The 15,314-nt window shown below is 54.5% G+C and carries 9 protein-coding genes; 3 read left to right on the forward strand and 6 right to left on the reverse strand.

Annotation, left to right across the window (positions count from 1 at the left end; genetic code table 11):
• Positions 1-23 precede the first annotated feature (23 nt).
• Both MKX76_RS19750 and MKX76_RS19755 read right to left on the reverse strand, forming a co-directional pair.
• Positions 24-227, reverse strand: a complete 204-nt coding sequence (locus MKX76_RS19750) for a CsbD family protein (protein ID WP_007130439.1) — start codon at positions 225-227, stop codon at positions 24-26.
• Positions 228-522: 295 nt separating this feature from the next.
• The gene (locus MKX76_RS19755) at positions 523-2,028 is read right to left on the reverse strand and encodes an HD-GYP domain-containing protein (RefSeq protein WP_251535994.1); all 1,506 of its coding nucleotides are present in this window, start codon (positions 2,026-2,028) and stop codon (positions 523-525) included.
• A 707-nt stretch (positions 2,029-2,735) separates the two neighbouring features.
• On the opposite strand from MKX76_RS19755, the gene MKX76_RS19760 reads away from it, so the two are divergent.
• Positions 2,736-8,273: a WIAG-tail domain gene (locus MKX76_RS19760; protein ID WP_341034496.1), complete on the forward strand. Its 5,538-nt coding sequence runs from the start codon at positions 2,736-2,738 to the stop codon at positions 8,271-8,273.
• A 520-nt stretch (positions 8,274-8,793) separates the two neighbouring features.
• On the opposite strand, the gene MKX76_RS19765 is transcribed toward MKX76_RS19760, so the two are convergent.
• Positions 8,794-10,032: an MFS transporter gene (locus tag MKX76_RS19765; protein ID WP_341034497.1), complete on the reverse strand. Its 1,239-nt coding sequence runs from the start codon at positions 10,030-10,032 to the stop codon at positions 8,794-8,796.
• Positions 10,033-10,561: 529 nt separating this feature from the next.
• On the opposite strand from MKX76_RS19765, the gene MKX76_RS19770 reads away from it, so the two are divergent.
• Both MKX76_RS19770 and MKX76_RS19775 read left to right on the forward strand, forming a co-directional pair.
• Complete coding sequence (locus MKX76_RS19770) at positions 10,562-11,083, forward strand: sigma-70 family RNA polymerase sigma factor (RefSeq protein ID WP_007130445.1); 522 nt, start codon at positions 10,562-10,564, stop codon at positions 11,081-11,083.
• The gene (locus MKX76_RS19775) at positions 11,073-11,921 is read left to right on the forward strand and encodes a hypothetical protein (protein ID WP_210094194.1); all 849 of its coding nucleotides are present in this window, start codon (positions 11,073-11,075) and stop codon (positions 11,919-11,921) included. Before MKX76_RS19770 ends, MKX76_RS19775 begins: the two co-directional genes overlap by 11 nt.
• Positions 11,922-12,120: 199 nt before the next feature.
• On the opposite strand, the gene MKX76_RS19780 is transcribed toward MKX76_RS19775, so the two are convergent.
• Genes MKX76_RS19780 through MKX76_RS19790 form a run of 3 tightly spaced genes read right to left on the reverse strand, consistent with a single transcriptional unit; the run spans position 12,121 to position 15,277 of the window.
• The gene (locus MKX76_RS19780) at positions 12,121-13,182 is read right to left on the reverse strand and encodes an NAD(P)-dependent alcohol dehydrogenase (protein ID WP_007130447.1); all 1,062 of its coding nucleotides are present in this window, start codon (positions 13,180-13,182) and stop codon (positions 12,121-12,123) included.
• Positions 13,183-13,201: 19 nt separating this feature from the next.
• A complete protein-coding gene (locus MKX76_RS19785) occupies positions 13,202-14,899 on the reverse strand; it encodes a glycoside hydrolase family 13 protein (protein WP_007130448.1) in 1,698 nt (565 codons plus the stop codon).
• A gap of 15 nt (positions 14,900-14,914) precedes the next feature.
• Positions 14,915-15,277: a hypothetical protein gene (locus MKX76_RS19790; RefSeq protein ID WP_028407336.1), complete on the reverse strand. Its 363-nt coding sequence runs from the start codon at positions 15,275-15,277 to the stop codon at positions 14,915-14,917.
• Positions 15,278-15,314: the final 37 nt, after the last annotated feature.

The raw sequence follows: 15,314 nt of genomic DNA on the forward strand, positions 1-15,314 counted from the left end.
TTCGCCTCCCTTAATCTAAGGCTTTAATCCCGAAATCTGGCGCTCCAATCCGCATATTCGCGCTCTGCGGCATCCTTCGAATGTCCGTAGCGTTCCTGCAGCTTCCCAACCAATTTATCCTTCTCTCCAGCGATGACATCCAGGTCGTCATCCGTCAATTTGCCCCATTGCTTCTTCGCTTCACCCTTGATCTGGTTCCATTTCCCTTTAAAAACGTTGTTATCCATAAATATCTGCCTCCCTATCAAGTAATGAATGCTGCATTCATCTATCGTCTGTACATTGTGTTTACCCGCCTGCTGCCGCTCTGAATCCTTGAAGGAAGCTGTCATGGAAGGATCGCCTTCTTACCGCTTGCCTCACCTGGCGCCAATTCTGTAGGGATGGTCGCTGCTTCCTCATTCATACTGGAGCCAAGGCAGCAGAGGGGCGTAGGCAGCAAAATGCCCCGCGAATCCATGAGGACCCGCAGGGCATCTATCTGTCAACTGTACTTGAGGTCTGATGTAACAGCCTCCATTCTTAGCGAATCGAGGCCACCTTCGTCTCGCTTTTCATATATTTCACGAACATGCCTGCAAAATCCGGATCCCACTGGGTCCCCTTCCCCTCCTCCAATATATTCAGCGCATCCGCCGATCGCATGCCGCTGCGGTAAGGACGATCCGACGTCATCGCATCATACGCATCCGCGACGGCAATAATCCGCCCGAACAGCGGGATTTCCTTGCCCTTCAGGCCATCCGGATAACCGCACCCGTCATATCGTTCGTGATGGGATCGCACCCCTTCCAGGTAAGGAGCCATGGCGTCGGCCGGTTCAATCTGCAGCAAAATATTCTCGCCCTGCTGCGGATGCGTCTTCACCTGATTGAACTCCTCTTCCGTCAGCTTGCCTTCCTTCAGCAATATATGATCGCGCACACCGATTTTGCCGATATCATGCAGAAGCGCCGTCTTATGCAGCAGATCGATCTCCTCCTCGCTGAGACCGGCCAGCCGGCCGATCAGAACGGAATATTCCGCAACCCGAAGCGAATGACCGGCCGTGTAAGGATCTCTTGCATCAAGCGCGGCCGCAAGCGCCGCGAAGTAGCTGTCAAGCAGCTTACGGTTCCGTTCCTCGCGCACCTGAAGGCCGCGAACCATCATATTGAAGCCCGCGATCAGTGTAGAGAATTCGTCGGAATATAGATTCGAGGTCTGGATAAGGCGTCCTTCTTTAATTTCATTCATCGCCCGGTACAGCTGGCGGATGGGGCGCTGTAAATCCTGGGTTAAAAGCCATGCTCCGACATATGCGAATCCGACGCCAAGCAGCAGGACGAACCCTGCCCAACCCCAATACTGCTGCGGAGCAATTTTGTTAAGTCCCTCCAGCCTAATCTGTACGGCCAGCGAGAACAGAAAGAGCGGAAATGTGCCGATGAGCATCGTGCTGAGCAAAAATTTGGTGCGAATCGCCATGAACACATGCCCTTCCAGCGAGAAATCGACACCATATCTCGACAGCGCATGCCGCCTTATTCCCTTGATCAGCGGGCGAATGGCGGCAATCGTCAGGAAGAACTCAATCATGGCATGGCAGCTTGCAAGGAGAACGGCTCCAAGTGACGCAAGCCATATGTAAAAGGCAGGGAAGCTCAGCTTCCCCTGCTCCATCATCCATAAGGTCAGGAGGATGGCCGGCAGCGACAGCCCTAGCAGATGGGGGCCGAATATGCGATAAACGGCGAGGCGCGGCATACGATGCACGTGTAAATAGGCTTTTTCAAGCAGATCCTGATCCGGGTTTTCCTCTTCAAAGACGGCACGGATCGGCTTAAGCTGCTTCAGGAAGACGCTGAGCTCCGAAACGATCATGATCATGAACGAAATGGCAAGGATGACCATCAGACGCGCGCCTTCCTCGAAGGAAATTTCCAGTGTCGTTACCAATAGTACGCCGCCGACGACAAGAACAGCCGCAATCGAGCCGATCATATAATTCCGAACAAGCTGTTTAAGAAATGACTTATACAGTTGCATGGTCCGCCTCTACTTTCGTAACAGAAATAAACACCCCGTTTAAGCCGAACATCGGTCTGCAGCATCATTCACACAATCCCGCATGAAATGAGGATAATTATCGAATTTGCTAAAATTGTCGTTACTATGAATATCGTTGGAAATGCCAAAAAAATCAAGAACTTTAAACAGCATTCACCTAGATTCTTGAATGTTTTTGCTTATCTGGCACAGATGTGATATAATAATAAATTGTTAGATGAAGTTTAACCCCGTAAGTTCCTCGAAAATTGATATTACATCTCAGATGAAGTGGAAAATTCCTATTTAATGACCCTAAGAGTAAGAGTTTTAAGGAACGTTTTCTGATTCACACTGGAGCGGTCATCGGAGCCGCAAGGACGAAAGAGAGGCAGGGCTTTTGTTGTTTTGGAAGTAATGATTCTTGAATGACTTCACACACGGAACCGACTGTACAGACAGCATGCGTCTGTCAGGGGTTAAATTTTATAGGCGGCGCATTTCACGCCGCAATAAGGGACTTGGCTGCATAGCCGGGTCCCTTTTCCATTTTACCGGCTGCTCCCCATGGCGATTTCTATCGGAGCGGCCGTCTGATAAAAGCCCCGGCCGTTCGTCTGCTAAGCTCCCGAAACATCTGTGACAGCCGCCTACGCGTCTGCATAGGATATCGGAGACGATTTAGTATTCAGAAGGAGTGTGCCGTTTTGAAAAAAAAGAAGAAAACCTCATCCTCCTCTACCCAGCCCTTCAGAGTCGATCCGAGTACCCGGGAGCTTGACCTGCTGGAGCGAGGTACGGGACGCAACTCCAAAAAAGACAAGGAGGCCCGCATCCTGTCCGCGGCTTCCGTCTTGGATTCCGATGAAGACCTTGTTGGCCTAGCTGAACTAAAGCAGGAGAAAGAGAACGAACAACAGTTTGAACAGGAGATAAGGCAGGAACAGGAAGAGATACTGGGACAGATACAGGTCATCCACGATATTCTGCCGGAACAGAACCCGAGCAATCCATTGAGCGAAGTTTTCCCGAGCCAAGAGAAACCTGCCGATACCTCATCCTTTGCGGCCATACATGCTGAACAAGAGCAGCTGCTGGCCGATAGGGAAATGCCCGGAGTGAAGGGAGCATTCATATACACCGAAGATATCGGCGAATATGCGATTACCGATAGCCGCATTGCCTCCCGGGCCGTGACCGCCTCCAAAATCGCACCCGGTGCCGTAGGAGCCGAGGCGCTTCAGGATTACAGCGTGAGCAGCATCCATATCACGGACGAGGCCGTTACCTCAAGCAAGATCGCTCCGCTGTCCATTACCAGCGATCACCTGATGGACGGCTCACTATCCACTCGCAAGCTCCGCGACGGCGCAGTAAACGGAAGCAAAATCAAAGACGGGGCAATCACTGCCCAGAAGCTCGCGGATCATTCGGTCGAAGGGAATAAAATTGCCGATGGCGCCGTGACGGCCCGCCACCTGCAGCATCTGATCGTGACGACGGAGCTGTTGGACGATCAATCTGTCAGAGGCGATAAAATTGCCTCCAGCGGGATCGAAACCCGGCATCTGGCCAACGGTGCCGTGCACACCTCCAAGCTGGCTGACTACGCCGTCACGACAACCAAAATCCGTGACGGCGCGATCAGCAGCGAAAAGATTGAATATGGTGCCGTTTCCGGCTCTCATATCCAACAAGGCTCCGTAGACAGCGGGCATTTGGCACCCGGAGCGGTCACTGCCGAGCATTTAGCTTATGGCAGCGTCGGTTCTAACCAAATCGCCGAAGGCGCCGTTGGTTCGGCACATCTACAGGCTGGCACCATCCTCTCCCGCCATATCGCGGACGGTGCGATCGGCACCGAGCAAATCAGACACGGCTCTATTGGAGATGAGCAACTCGCTTCTGGCGCCGTGGCTTCTCGGCATCTTGCCGATTCCAGCATTACAAGCTTCAAGCTGGCCGACCAGTCTGTCCATACGGCGAAGCTGGTGGAGCAAGCCGTCACCGCCTCCAAGATCGCAGACCAAAGCATTCTCCCGAGCAAAATTGCTAACGAAGCGGTGCAGACCCGGCATTTGAGCAAAGGATCGGTAGAATCGGCCCATATCGTAGATCAAGCGATTGCAGCCCAACATCTGGCTGATCAAGCGGTGAAAGCGTCCCATATCGCGGAGGGCAGCCTGACGCCGAAGCATTTTGCACCGGAAAGCGTAACCGGATCCGCCATAAAGCCTAAAGCGGTCGGACCGCAGCATCTGGCCGACGGCGCCGTAGCCAGGCAGCATCTTCAGCCGGAATCCATCGGCGAAAAGCAGCTTGCTTCTGGCAGCGTCACCAGCAGCAAGCTGGCGCTGGGCTCTGTAGGCGGAGCGATCATTGCACTTGATGGCGTGACCTCCGTCAATATCGCCAAACAGTCGGTATTGCAGCATCACCTAGCCCAAGGCAGTGTCGGAACCAGCGCTCTTCAGGAAGAAGCGGTGCGCTCGGCCCATCTGTCCGACCAAGCAATCGAAGCAAGGCATCTCAAGGCCGAAAGCGTACAGAGCAAGGCGCTTGCGCGCGGCTCGGTCACGGCGGACAAAATCGCGGAGGGCAGCGTCACCGAGTCTGCCATCGGGAATGGCGCTATTGCCCCTCGCCATCTGGGCGACCACGCCGTTACATCGCTGAAGCTGTCGCCGGAAAGCGTATCGACCGACAAGCTTGTCGATCTTGCCGTTACCTCTTCCAAGCTTGCGGAGGGCAGCGTCACCGCAGATAAGATTGCCCAGAAGGCCGTACAATCGGCCCATCTGTCCCCGGGTTCCGTATCGGGAGAGGCGGTCCAGGACCTGGCGGTCACTTCAGACAAAATCGCACCGCTGGCAATAGAAAGCGCTCATCTCGGCCTGGAATCCATCTCGGGCAAGCATATTGTGCAGGAAGCCATTCACGGTTACCACCTGAAGAAAAAATCCGTGACATTAAATCACTTAGCGGACGAAGCCCGCTCTCCGGAGATGTTGTTTACTGACGGCAGCATTCCGGGTTCCAAGCTGGGAGATCAGTCCGTCTCGGAAGCCCATCTCTCCCCTGCGTCGGTATCCGAGCAGGCTCTGAAACCAAACTCCGTGAGCGGGGACAAAATCAAGCCGCTCTCCATCAGCGCCGGGCACCTGCAGCAGGCGAGCATTCAGTCCGACCATCTGGGGGCAGACGTTGTCAAATCAGAGCATATCGGGAACAATGCCGTAACGGATCGCCATCTTGCTCCGGATTCGGTCAAAACGCATCATATTCAGAACTCGAGCATTAAATCGGACCATGTCGCCGTTCAAGCCATTTCGGCCCGGCACCTGGCTGAACAAGCGGTAAATCAGGCCCATATCGCGGAGGGCTGCCTGATTCCGAAGCATTTTGCACCGGACAGCGTTACCGAATCCGCCATCGCGAACGGCGCCATCGTCCCCCGCCATCTGGGCGACCACGCCGTTACATCGCTGAAGCTGTCGCCGGAAAGCGTATCGACCGACAAGCTTGTCGATCTTGCCGTTACCTCTTCCAAGCTTGCGGAGGGCAGCATCACCGCAGATAAGATTGCCCAGAATGCCGTACAATCGGCCCATCTGTCCCCGGGTTCCGTATCGGGAGAGGCGATCCAGGACCTGGCGGTCACTTCAGACAAAATCGCACCGCAGGCAATAGAAGGCGCTCATCTCGGCCTGGAATCCATCTTGGGCAAGCATATTGTGCAGGAAGCGATTTACGGTTACCACCTGAAGAAAAAATCCATCACATTAAATCACTTAGCGGACGAAGCCCGCTCTCCGGAAATGTTGTTTACTGACGGCAGCATTCCGGGTTCCAAGCTGGGAGATCAGTCCGTCTCGGAAGCCCATCTCTCCCCTGCGTCGGTATCCGAGCAGGCTCTGAAACCAAACTCCGTGAGCGGGGACAAAATCAAGCCGCTCTCCATCAGCGCCGGGCACCTGCAGCAGGCGAGCATTCAGTCCGACCATCTGGGGGCAGACATTGTCAAATCAGAGCATATCGGGAACAATGCCGTAACGGATCGCCATCTTGCTCCGGATTCGGTCGGGTCGCACCATATTCAAGAAACAAGTATTACATCTTCCCATCTCGCGGAAGGAAGCATTCTTTCAGCTCATATTACGGAGGACTCTGTAAACAGCCAGCATATCGCAGAAGGTTCTGTCGGCTCCAATCATATTGAGCTATTCGCGATTCAGAGCCATCACCTTGCTCCTTATTCCGTTAATGCCGCCCATCTGGGGAATCAATCCGTAGGGCACGTGCATCTGCAGCCAGACAGTGTCGGCGTGGATCAACTGCAGGCGGGTTCGGTAAGATCCCGGCAATTAGCCGAAGGTGCGGTCCTTCCCCACCATCTGCAGATGCACTGCATCAGTACAGAGCATATCGAAGCCGGGGCGATTACGGCGGAACTCATAGCTGAAGGAACGATGACTGGAGATAAGATCGCGGACCGAACCATTACAGGATCGCACATCTCCGACGGCGCCATCGAGAGCAGACATCTTGGACCGGATGCCTTCAGCGGATTCACCCTCGCCGATGGAGCCATTGACAGTGCCAAGCTGGGAATGAGGGCAGTGACCAGCGCTCATTTGACCGACGCCGCTGTGACCGGAGTCCACATCGCGCAGGGCGCCATTACCGGCTCCCATGTCGCCGAAGGGTCTATTAGCGGCACGCAAATTGCCGATGGCTCCATTGAAAGCCGACATCTCGGGCCGGACGTCTTCAGCAGCTTCACCCTCGCCGATGCTTCCGTCACCGGCGACCATATTGCACAGGGTGTCATTACAGGTTCTCATATTGCCGATGGGTCTCTGGGGGGCACACAAATTGCCGATGGCTCCATTCAAAGCCGCCATCTCGGGCCGGATGCCTTCGACGGTTTCACCCTCGCCGATGCTTCCGTTACCGGCGACCATATTGCGCAGGGCACCATTACAGGTTCTCATGTCGCTGACGGTTCTCTGGGTAGTGCACAGATTGCCGATGGCTCCATCGAGAGCCGCCATCTCGGGCCGGATGCCTTCAGCAGCTTCGCCCTCGCCGATGCTTCCGTCACCGGCGACCATATTGCGCAGGGCGCCATTACAGGTTCTCATGTCGCTGACGGTTCTCTGGGTAGTACACAGATTGCCGATGGCTCCATCGAGAGCCGCCATCTCGGGCCGGATGCCTTCGACGGTTTCACCCTCGCCGATGCTTCCGTCACCGGCGACCATATTGCGCAGGGTGCTATTACAGGTTCTCATATTGCCGATGGGTCTCTGGGCGGCACACAAATTGCCGATGGCTCCATTCAAAGCCGCCATCTCGGGCCGGATGCCTTCGACGGTTTCACCCTCGCCGATGCTTCCGTCACCGGCGACCATATTGTGCAGGGTGCCATTACAGGTTCTCATGTCGCTGACGGTTCTCTGGGCGGTGCGCAGATCGCCGATGGCTCCATTGAAAGCCGCCATCTCGGGCCGGATGCCTTCGACGGTTTCACCCTCGCCGATGCTTCCGTCATCGGCGACCATATTGCGCAGGGTGCCATTACAGGTTCTCATGTCGCTGACGGTTCTCTGGGCGGTGCGCAAATTGCCGATGGCTCCATTGAAAGCCGCCATCTCGGGCCGGATGCCTTCGACGGTTTCACCCTCGCCGATGCTTCCGTCACCGGCGACCATATTGCGCAGGGTGCCATTACAGGTTCTCATGTCGCTGACGGTTCTCTGGGCGGTGCGCAAATTGCCGATGGCTCCATTGAAAGCCGCCATCTCGGGCCGGATGCCTTCGACGGTTTCACCCTCGCCGATGCTTCCGTCACCGGCGACCATATTGCGCAGGGTGCCATTACAGGTGCGCATATTGCCGAAGGGTCTCTGGGCGGCACACAAATTGCCGATGGCTCCATTGAAAGCCGCCATCTCGGATTTACGCCAGTGCGCGGTACGGCCGGCCAGGCGAAGCTCCAACAATATGGAATGACGCCTTTCGTTTTGAGCGGCCCCGAGGCCAAAGCCGAAGTGGGGGTTCAATTTGAGGAGCCTTTTGGCGGCATCAACTATGTCATCGTAGGCATGAGCAACAATCCCGGCTTCCAAATTTCGCTGAAATCCCAGCAAGAAGACAGCGCCGTGCTCGAGGTTGTGCGCCAGCCCGGCTGCAATCTGGCCTACGGCTTCATATCTTGGATTGCGATTGGCCCTTCCCTGTAGAACGTGCATAATTCTTTATAAGACTCCCCCGATCTCAGCGTCTTGGGGGAGTCTTTTTGTACACGGCTGCAGCTAAAGCTGCCCATCAGGGGATGTGCATGATTGTAAGTCTAAGAAGCAATTCCCGACCTATGAAGAGCACGGCAATCCGTAACATCCTCCACTCCTGGACAGCTATCAAATGGTTTTATATATGGAAAAAAGACGAGCCATAGAGCTCGCCTTTTCAATATGAATGATAATCCCTTGATCATCCGAAATCGGGCGGACCGAGTAGCCCCCTGCTTTCTGCAGTTGAAAACAGGACCCTTTTAAGTACCTGTGACGCGACAATCGCTCTCGGCTGCTGGCACAAGTCACTTTTAAGTACTTGTAACGCGACAATCGCCTTTTACTGCCACTACAGGACCCTTTTAAGTACCTGTGGCGCGACAATCGCCCTCTACTGCCGACACAAATCCCTATTCGGTACATATGACGGACCCGTGCTGCATTACGAAAAAATGCCCCAGCGTATTTTTCATTGCGCCTTATCTGGAGCGTTTTTACCCGACGGCCATCGGGACCGTGCCCCGAACGCGTAGCAGCCAGATAAGAACAATATCCCTGCCGCTGCCATAAAGGTCGCCCTGACACCAAACCGGTCTGTGACATACCCGAACAACAGCGTGGACGCTCCAAAAACGAGTGAGATCAGCGAGCTTTGGGCCGCATACACTTTGGGCATCAGCTGCAGGGACACGCTCCGCTGAAGCATGGTTTGCAATGAAACCGCCTTGAGCTGATCAAACAGACCAAACCCTGCCGAAAACATTAAAGCCATCCACGGCATCGAGGTCATTCCGAAGCCAAACGTCATCAGGCTGATGCCGAAGGAGGAATATACGGTTAAGCTGCCGATATGGCGATCAATCCACCTCGAGCCCTTCATGCCGCACCATCCGCCTGCCATCAATCCCAGAAAAAAGCTGGCGTTAATATATCCCCACCAAGCCTCTTCCTTGTGCAGCACCTCGGACACGTATACATATAGGATAGCAGCGATCCACACGACTCCGGCAATGGACTCCAGCACATATATGACGTGGATCGTCCACAAAGCAGGCTGTTTCCAGATGAGTACCCAGCCTTCACGCATGGAGCTCCAATACGGAGGACGGTCCCTCCGTTCGCTTGAGTCGCCTGAAACGAGCGGATCCTCCATCCTGTTCATCAAAACAGCTGCAGCCGCTGCCAGTACGACGGTCAGCCAAATGACCTGACCGCCTCCGACCATGGCGACCAGCATTCCTCCGGCAGCCCAGCCGCCTAGCTGAATGATCTGGTCAACTACGGCAACGAAGCTGTTCGCCCGGGTTAATTCATCCCGCGGAACAAGCCGCGGGAGCATTGCATGGCTCGCCGGAGCGGCCCAGCCGTCCAGGAACGAGATAAGGAACACCATGCCAAGAATCACATACACCGTCATCTCTTGATTCCCCAGTGCATATCGGGTCATGACGAGCAGCAGCAGTGCTGTTGTTTTTCCCCATTGCGAGATGAGAAGCAGCAACTTCAGGGCATATTTGTCCATCAGTACGGGCGCAAAGCCCCCGCTAATAAATCGAGCAAGCGTAGTAACAAAAGGAATCATAGCCATATACATGGCAGATCCCGTGATCTCATGGACGATCGCCATTAGCCCGACAACGTAAAATAAATCGCCGCAATTGGCGAGGGCCTGACCGGTCCAGAGATAGCGGAAAGATTTGTTATTCATGGTTCTACCCCGTTTCTTTCAGTATTCAATTGTATGGGTGGTGGGGTAGTAACCTACATGTTCCGGCCTCGCTTCCTAATCTTATATGCTCACATGTTAACATTATTCCCTATCGCTTGTTAACCCCAAGAAACGAAATCACCCCAGGGAATTCCTTGCGTGAAAGATGTCTTCTACTCTGGCGTCTAAGGGTTTCCTGAAACTCCCATGACTTTTTAGTCATGCGCTAAAACTATTTCGGCTCCTACTCGGTCTAATAGTCGGTGTGGCTAACAAGCATGAAGCTGGCCAGCCAATGATGCGCGCGCGAGCATCGATCCTGTACAGCAACAACCGATTATATGAGCGGCAAGATTTGACGCAGAAACAATCCGTGTTTTAAGCAGGTGTAACGGAGTTTAGACAGTGGCAATCGTGTTTATGCAGCTTCGGCCGAGTTTCATACAGCGGCAGCGACTTGACGCATAAGCAATCGGTTTATGCTGCAATCGATCCTGTACAGCATCATTAAGACGTTAAATAGCAAGGAGTGAGTGAACTGGCCAAGGCACTTTCGCAACAGCAGTTCAGCGAACATATTACGAGGTGCAGCGGCAAGCTGTACCGGGTGGCATATTGTTATGTCAAAAATGAGCAGGACGCGCTTGATATCGTCTCAGAGGCGACTTACAAGGCTTATCTTTCCTTCGAGCGGATGAAGACGCCGCAGTATTTCGAATCCTGGATTACCCGGATCGTGATTCACTGCGCGCTCGATCGTCTGAACCGGAACAAGCGGATCGCCTTTATGGAGGATCAGACCCAGGAGTACGCGGCCGCCGAGCTTGCCGTTCCGCTGGAAGAGAAGCTGGATTTATATGAGGCAATGGACCGGCTTGCGCCGGAGGAGAAGGCGTATATTATTTTGAAATTTTTCGAGGACCTGCGCTTCAGAGACATGGCCGATGTCCTGGAACTGCCGGAGAACACGGTCAAAACCCGGTTTTACCGAATCATCGGAAAGCTTAAACAATATTTGATCGAAGGAGAGGTCGAGGGATATGACAGGTAAGGATCGTTATGAACAGATCGAGATTCCGGCTCAGCTGGCTAATGTGATGGAGTCGGCCCGGCACAAAGCGGCCGCGCGCAAAAGATCCCTGCGCTTGATGCGATACTCGAGCGTGGTTGCCGCAAGCCTCGCCCTGTTGTTTGTCGTTAACATACCGGGCGTTGCCAATGCCTTGTCCAAAGTCCCGGTTGTGGGCAGCATTGTGCAGGTGCTTCAGTTTGGCGGGGGCGGTGAGCGGACCGATGGCGTAAGCGTCAACACCGAAACTGTAGCAGATGTGCTTCGCATCAACTTCGACCAGGCAGGCGAAACGGTATCCAGCGTGCCCTCCTATACCGTAGAGCACCGGGAAGCGCCGAACCGGCTCATTTTTACGCTCAACGGCGTTCGAAATTTCGATTACGATGCAGTCAAGAGCGATCTGCTGGCTCTTTCGCTTGTGGAGGACGTCTATGAAAATATCATCCTGGATGATTCCGCCATGCGTTTTGTGGTAGAGTTGAAGGATGGTGTGACCCACAGCGTGTCGGAGTATCGGGATCCGGGGTATATCGAGCTGAAGCTTGCCTTTACCGGCAAACAGGCAACGCCGCGCGAAGTGTTTTATATCCGTAGTGAAGCTATGCCGCAGGGAGAGTCCCTCGCAATCCTCGAGGAGATATACTACGAAGATGACGTAACGTTCATTAAGACAGCCGGCGGTGGTTTCATTGCCGCGATTGGCGGATTCGATACCCGGGAGGAAGCGGAACAGAGGCTCAGCGAAATCTCATCCCGTGAAGGCTACGCCGGGGATCTGCGCATTGACAGCTGGATGAGCAATGCCCATCCGGAATAAGAGGCTTGGGAGGATTTCACCCCTTTATTGGGAAGACATACATTTAACGAATCCCCAAAATGTACAGCAGCCCGGCTCCATGATGATTGGAGCCGGGCGCTTGCTGCTAAGTAACTTTTGGGATTAGGCACTAATGAAATTTAGAGAACCGTATCATCCAGAGTGCTGCTGTGCCGAGAAACGAACGAATGGGCGCTTTTTATGACGTCCGTCCCGGATATATCATAACCTTCACGCTGGTGTCCTTCTGCGTCCGGGCCAGCTCCACGGCCTCCTGGATCCGGTCCAGCGGGAATTCATGGGTAATGATATCCCGGATCCGGCTGCTGCTGCTCTGCAGCAATCGAATCGCCGCCGGATACGTATTGGCATAGCGGAACACGCCGTACACGTCCAGCTCGGCATCCACCAGTGCGCCGATATCGACAGGAATGGCGTCCTTCGTCGGCAGGCCGACAAACACGATCCGTCCGCCACGGTTCACGTAGCCGATGGAGCTTCCAATCGCGACTGCATTGCCGGACGTCTCGATGATCAGGTCGACGCCTTCTCCTCCAGTCAGCTCCTTCAGCCGCTCAGGCACGTCATCCGACAGCGGATTGATTACGCCAGCGGCTCCGATCCGCGACGCCAAATCGCGCCGGAATTCCACTACATCACTTCCGTACACCTGCGATGCCCCGGACAGCTTGGCCGCCTCGATGGCCAAGAGGCCGATCGGTCCGAGGCCGAGCACCAGCACCCGGTCCTCCGGGCGGATCCGGCCGCGGCGAACCGCATGGAGACCAACGGACAGCGGCTCCAGCAGCGCCCCTTCTTCAAAAGACATATCGTCCGGCAGCTTAAACAGAAAATCGCTGCGAACCGCCACGTATTCCGCCCATGCCCCATCCACCGGAGGGGTAGCCATGAATACGACATCCGGGCAGAGGTTGTACCGGCCGCTCTTGCAATACGCGCAGCGACCGCAGGTTACGCCCGGCTCGACGGCGACACGGTCTCCTACCGATACGTTCGTCACTCGATCCCCGGTCTGAACCACAATGCCTGCTAGCTCGTGTCCCAGAATCAGCGGCTCCTTAACCTCATATCTGCCGATGCGCCCATGTTCATAGTAATGGACATCCGAACCGCAAATGCCGATGCAGTAAACCTGAATGAGCGCTTCATCCGGCTTCGGCTCGGGAACGGGAACCTGCTTCACGCCGATCGACATCGGCTTGTCCAGAACGGCCGCTGCCATCATTTTCGATTGTGACATACTGACAACACCTCGAATCTCAAGTAATCGCTTTCCCCTGTAGTGTAACACGATATACAACCGCTTCATAAGGGCGCAGCGTGAATCGGTCCTGTAGAATTTCGGCTGGCGTATAATTGGAGAGAACGACTTCGAGCTTGCGCTCCCGCCACGGGGAGGGCATGCGAAGCTCGGGGGTGTTTCCAAAAAAGTTCAAGACGATCAAATAAGCCTCATCCTCTAAGCTTCGGGAATACATGAAAATTTCCGGATGTTCCTCCAGCCAATCGTCATAGGTGCCGTAAATGAGCGTTTGACTGGATTTCCGCAGGCGAATCAATGCTTTGTAAAAGTTCAGGATCGAGTCCGGATCCTTCTCCTGCTGCTGTACATTGATCTCATGGTAATTCGGGTTCGTGCGGATCCACGGCACAACGGTCGAAAAGCCTCCGTACAACGAGTCATCCCACTGCATCGGGGTTCTTGCGTTATCGCGTGCCCGATATGCGATTCTCCGCATCGTCTCCTCCACGTCCTTCCCGTCCAGCAGCCGCTCCCGGTAATAGTTGTAGATCTCTACATCCCGGTATTGGCTCAGCTCGCTGAAATCCGCATTGGTCATGCCGATCTCCTGTCCTTGATAAATGAACGGCGTCCCCTGCTGGAGCATGAAGAAGGTAGCCAGCATCTTGGCGGATTCCTTATGGAAATTCACGGGATCGCCGAAACGGGAGACGGAGCGCGGCTGATCATGATTCTCCATAAACAGCGCATTCCAGCCGACGCCCTCAAGTCCCTTCTGCCACTTGCGGGTAATACGCTTCAGCTCCGCCAAATCCCACGGGGCAAAATCCCAGCGGCCCTCCGCTCCGAAATCCATGCTGACATGCTCAAATTGAAAAATCATATTGAAGGCCCCGTTCTCCTCACCGATCCACAGATCGGCCTCGGAGACATCGGTTCCGCTGGCCTCGCCCACCGTCATAATGTCATACTCCGCAAAGGCTTCGCGCTTGAACTGCTGTAAAAAGTCATGAATGCCTTCAATATTGCGGTGGCCCGGATTCGCATCGACATAGCGGAAATTGCCCGGATTCGGCATGTCCGGGAGACCCGGCGCTTTTTTGATATGCGTTATGGCATCCACGCGGAAGCCGTCAATGCCCTTGTCGAGCCACCAGCGGATCATCCGGATCAGCTCCTGCCTCACCTCCGGATTCTCCATATTAAGATCCGGCTGCTTTCTCGAGTAAAGATGCAGGTAATATTGGTCGGTTTGCTCATCGTACTCCCAGGCGGAGCCGTTGAACATCGACGCCCAATTGTTGGGCTCTGCCCCTTCCTTGGAGTCGCGCCATATGTAATAGTCCCGTTTGGGGTTGTCCCGGGAAGACCGGGATTCAATGAACCACGGATGCTCATCCGACGTGTGGTTCAGGACCAGGTCCATGATCACCCGCATGCCCCGGTCGTGAATTTCCGCCAGCAGCCGGTCAAAATCCTCCATTGAGCCGAATTCCTCCATGATGGCATGATAATCGCTGATATCATAGCCATTGTCATCATTGGCCGATTTATAGATCGGGCAGATCCAGATCACGTCGATGCCGAGCTCCTTCAAATAATCCAGGCGGGAAATGACGCCAGGAAGATCGCCGATGCCGTCTTCGTTCGTATCCATAAAGCTGCGCGGGTATATCTCATAAGCGACAACTTCTTTCCACCATACTGTTCGCATTGTTAGTATCCCCCGTTATGTATGCGGCCCGTGCGGTAGCTGACAGGACGCTGCAATGATTGAATGGTGCAGGCAGGAGAGGGCTGGCGTAACTGCAGCGGGCGTAATCGCAGCTAACGTAACTGCAGCTGACGGAACTTCAGCTGGCGTAATTGCAGCTAACTTAACTGCAGCGGGCGTAATCGCAGCTAACGTAACTTCAGCTGACGGAACTTCAGCTGGCGTAATTGCAGCTAACCTAACTGCAGCCGGCGTATCTTCAGTTGACGTAACTTCAGTTGACGCATCTTCAGCCGGCGTATCTGCACCCGGCGTAAGAGCGGCCCGCTCATCATTCGGAAACTGCTCTCCATGCCTCTCCTGTACCTGCCGCTGCATCCAGTATTGCCGGATTGCCCTGCTTATAAGCCCTCCA

The sequence above is a fragment of the Paenibacillus sp. FSL R5-0810 genome, from assembly GCF_038002285.1.
Classification (GTDB): domain Bacteria; phylum Bacillota; class Bacilli; order Paenibacillales; family Paenibacillaceae; genus Paenibacillus_AQ; species Paenibacillus_AQ lactis.

What these genes read in the sequence shown, in the direction of transcription:
- MKX76_RS19775 (WP_210094194.1), top strand. Translation starts at nt 11,073, where the DNA reads ATGACAGGTAAGGATCGTTATGAACAGATCGAGATTCCGGCTCAGCTG.
- MKX76_RS19755 (WP_251535994.1), bottom strand. Translation starts at nt 2,028, where the DNA reads ATGCAACTGTATAAGTCATTTCTTAAACAGCTTGTTCGGAATTATATG.
- MKX76_RS19765 (WP_341034497.1), bottom strand. Translation starts at nt 10,032, where the DNA reads ATGAATAACAAATCTTTCCGCTATCTCTGGACCGGTCAGGCCCTCGCC.
- MKX76_RS19780 (WP_007130447.1), bottom strand. Translation starts at nt 13,182, where the DNA reads ATGTCACAATCGAAAATGATGGCAGCGGCCGTTCTGGACAAGCCGATG.
- MKX76_RS19790 (WP_028407336.1), bottom strand. Translation starts at nt 15,277, where the DNA reads ATGCAGCGGCAGGTACAGGAGAGGCATGGAGAGCAGTTTCCGAATGAT.
- MKX76_RS19785 (WP_007130448.1), bottom strand. Translation starts at nt 14,899, where the DNA reads ATGCGAACAGTATGGTGGAAAGAAGTTGTCGCTTATGAGATATACCCG.
- MKX76_RS19750 (WP_007130439.1), bottom strand. Translation starts at nt 227, where the DNA reads ATGGATAACAACGTTTTTAAAGGGAAATGGAACCAGATCAAGGGTGAA.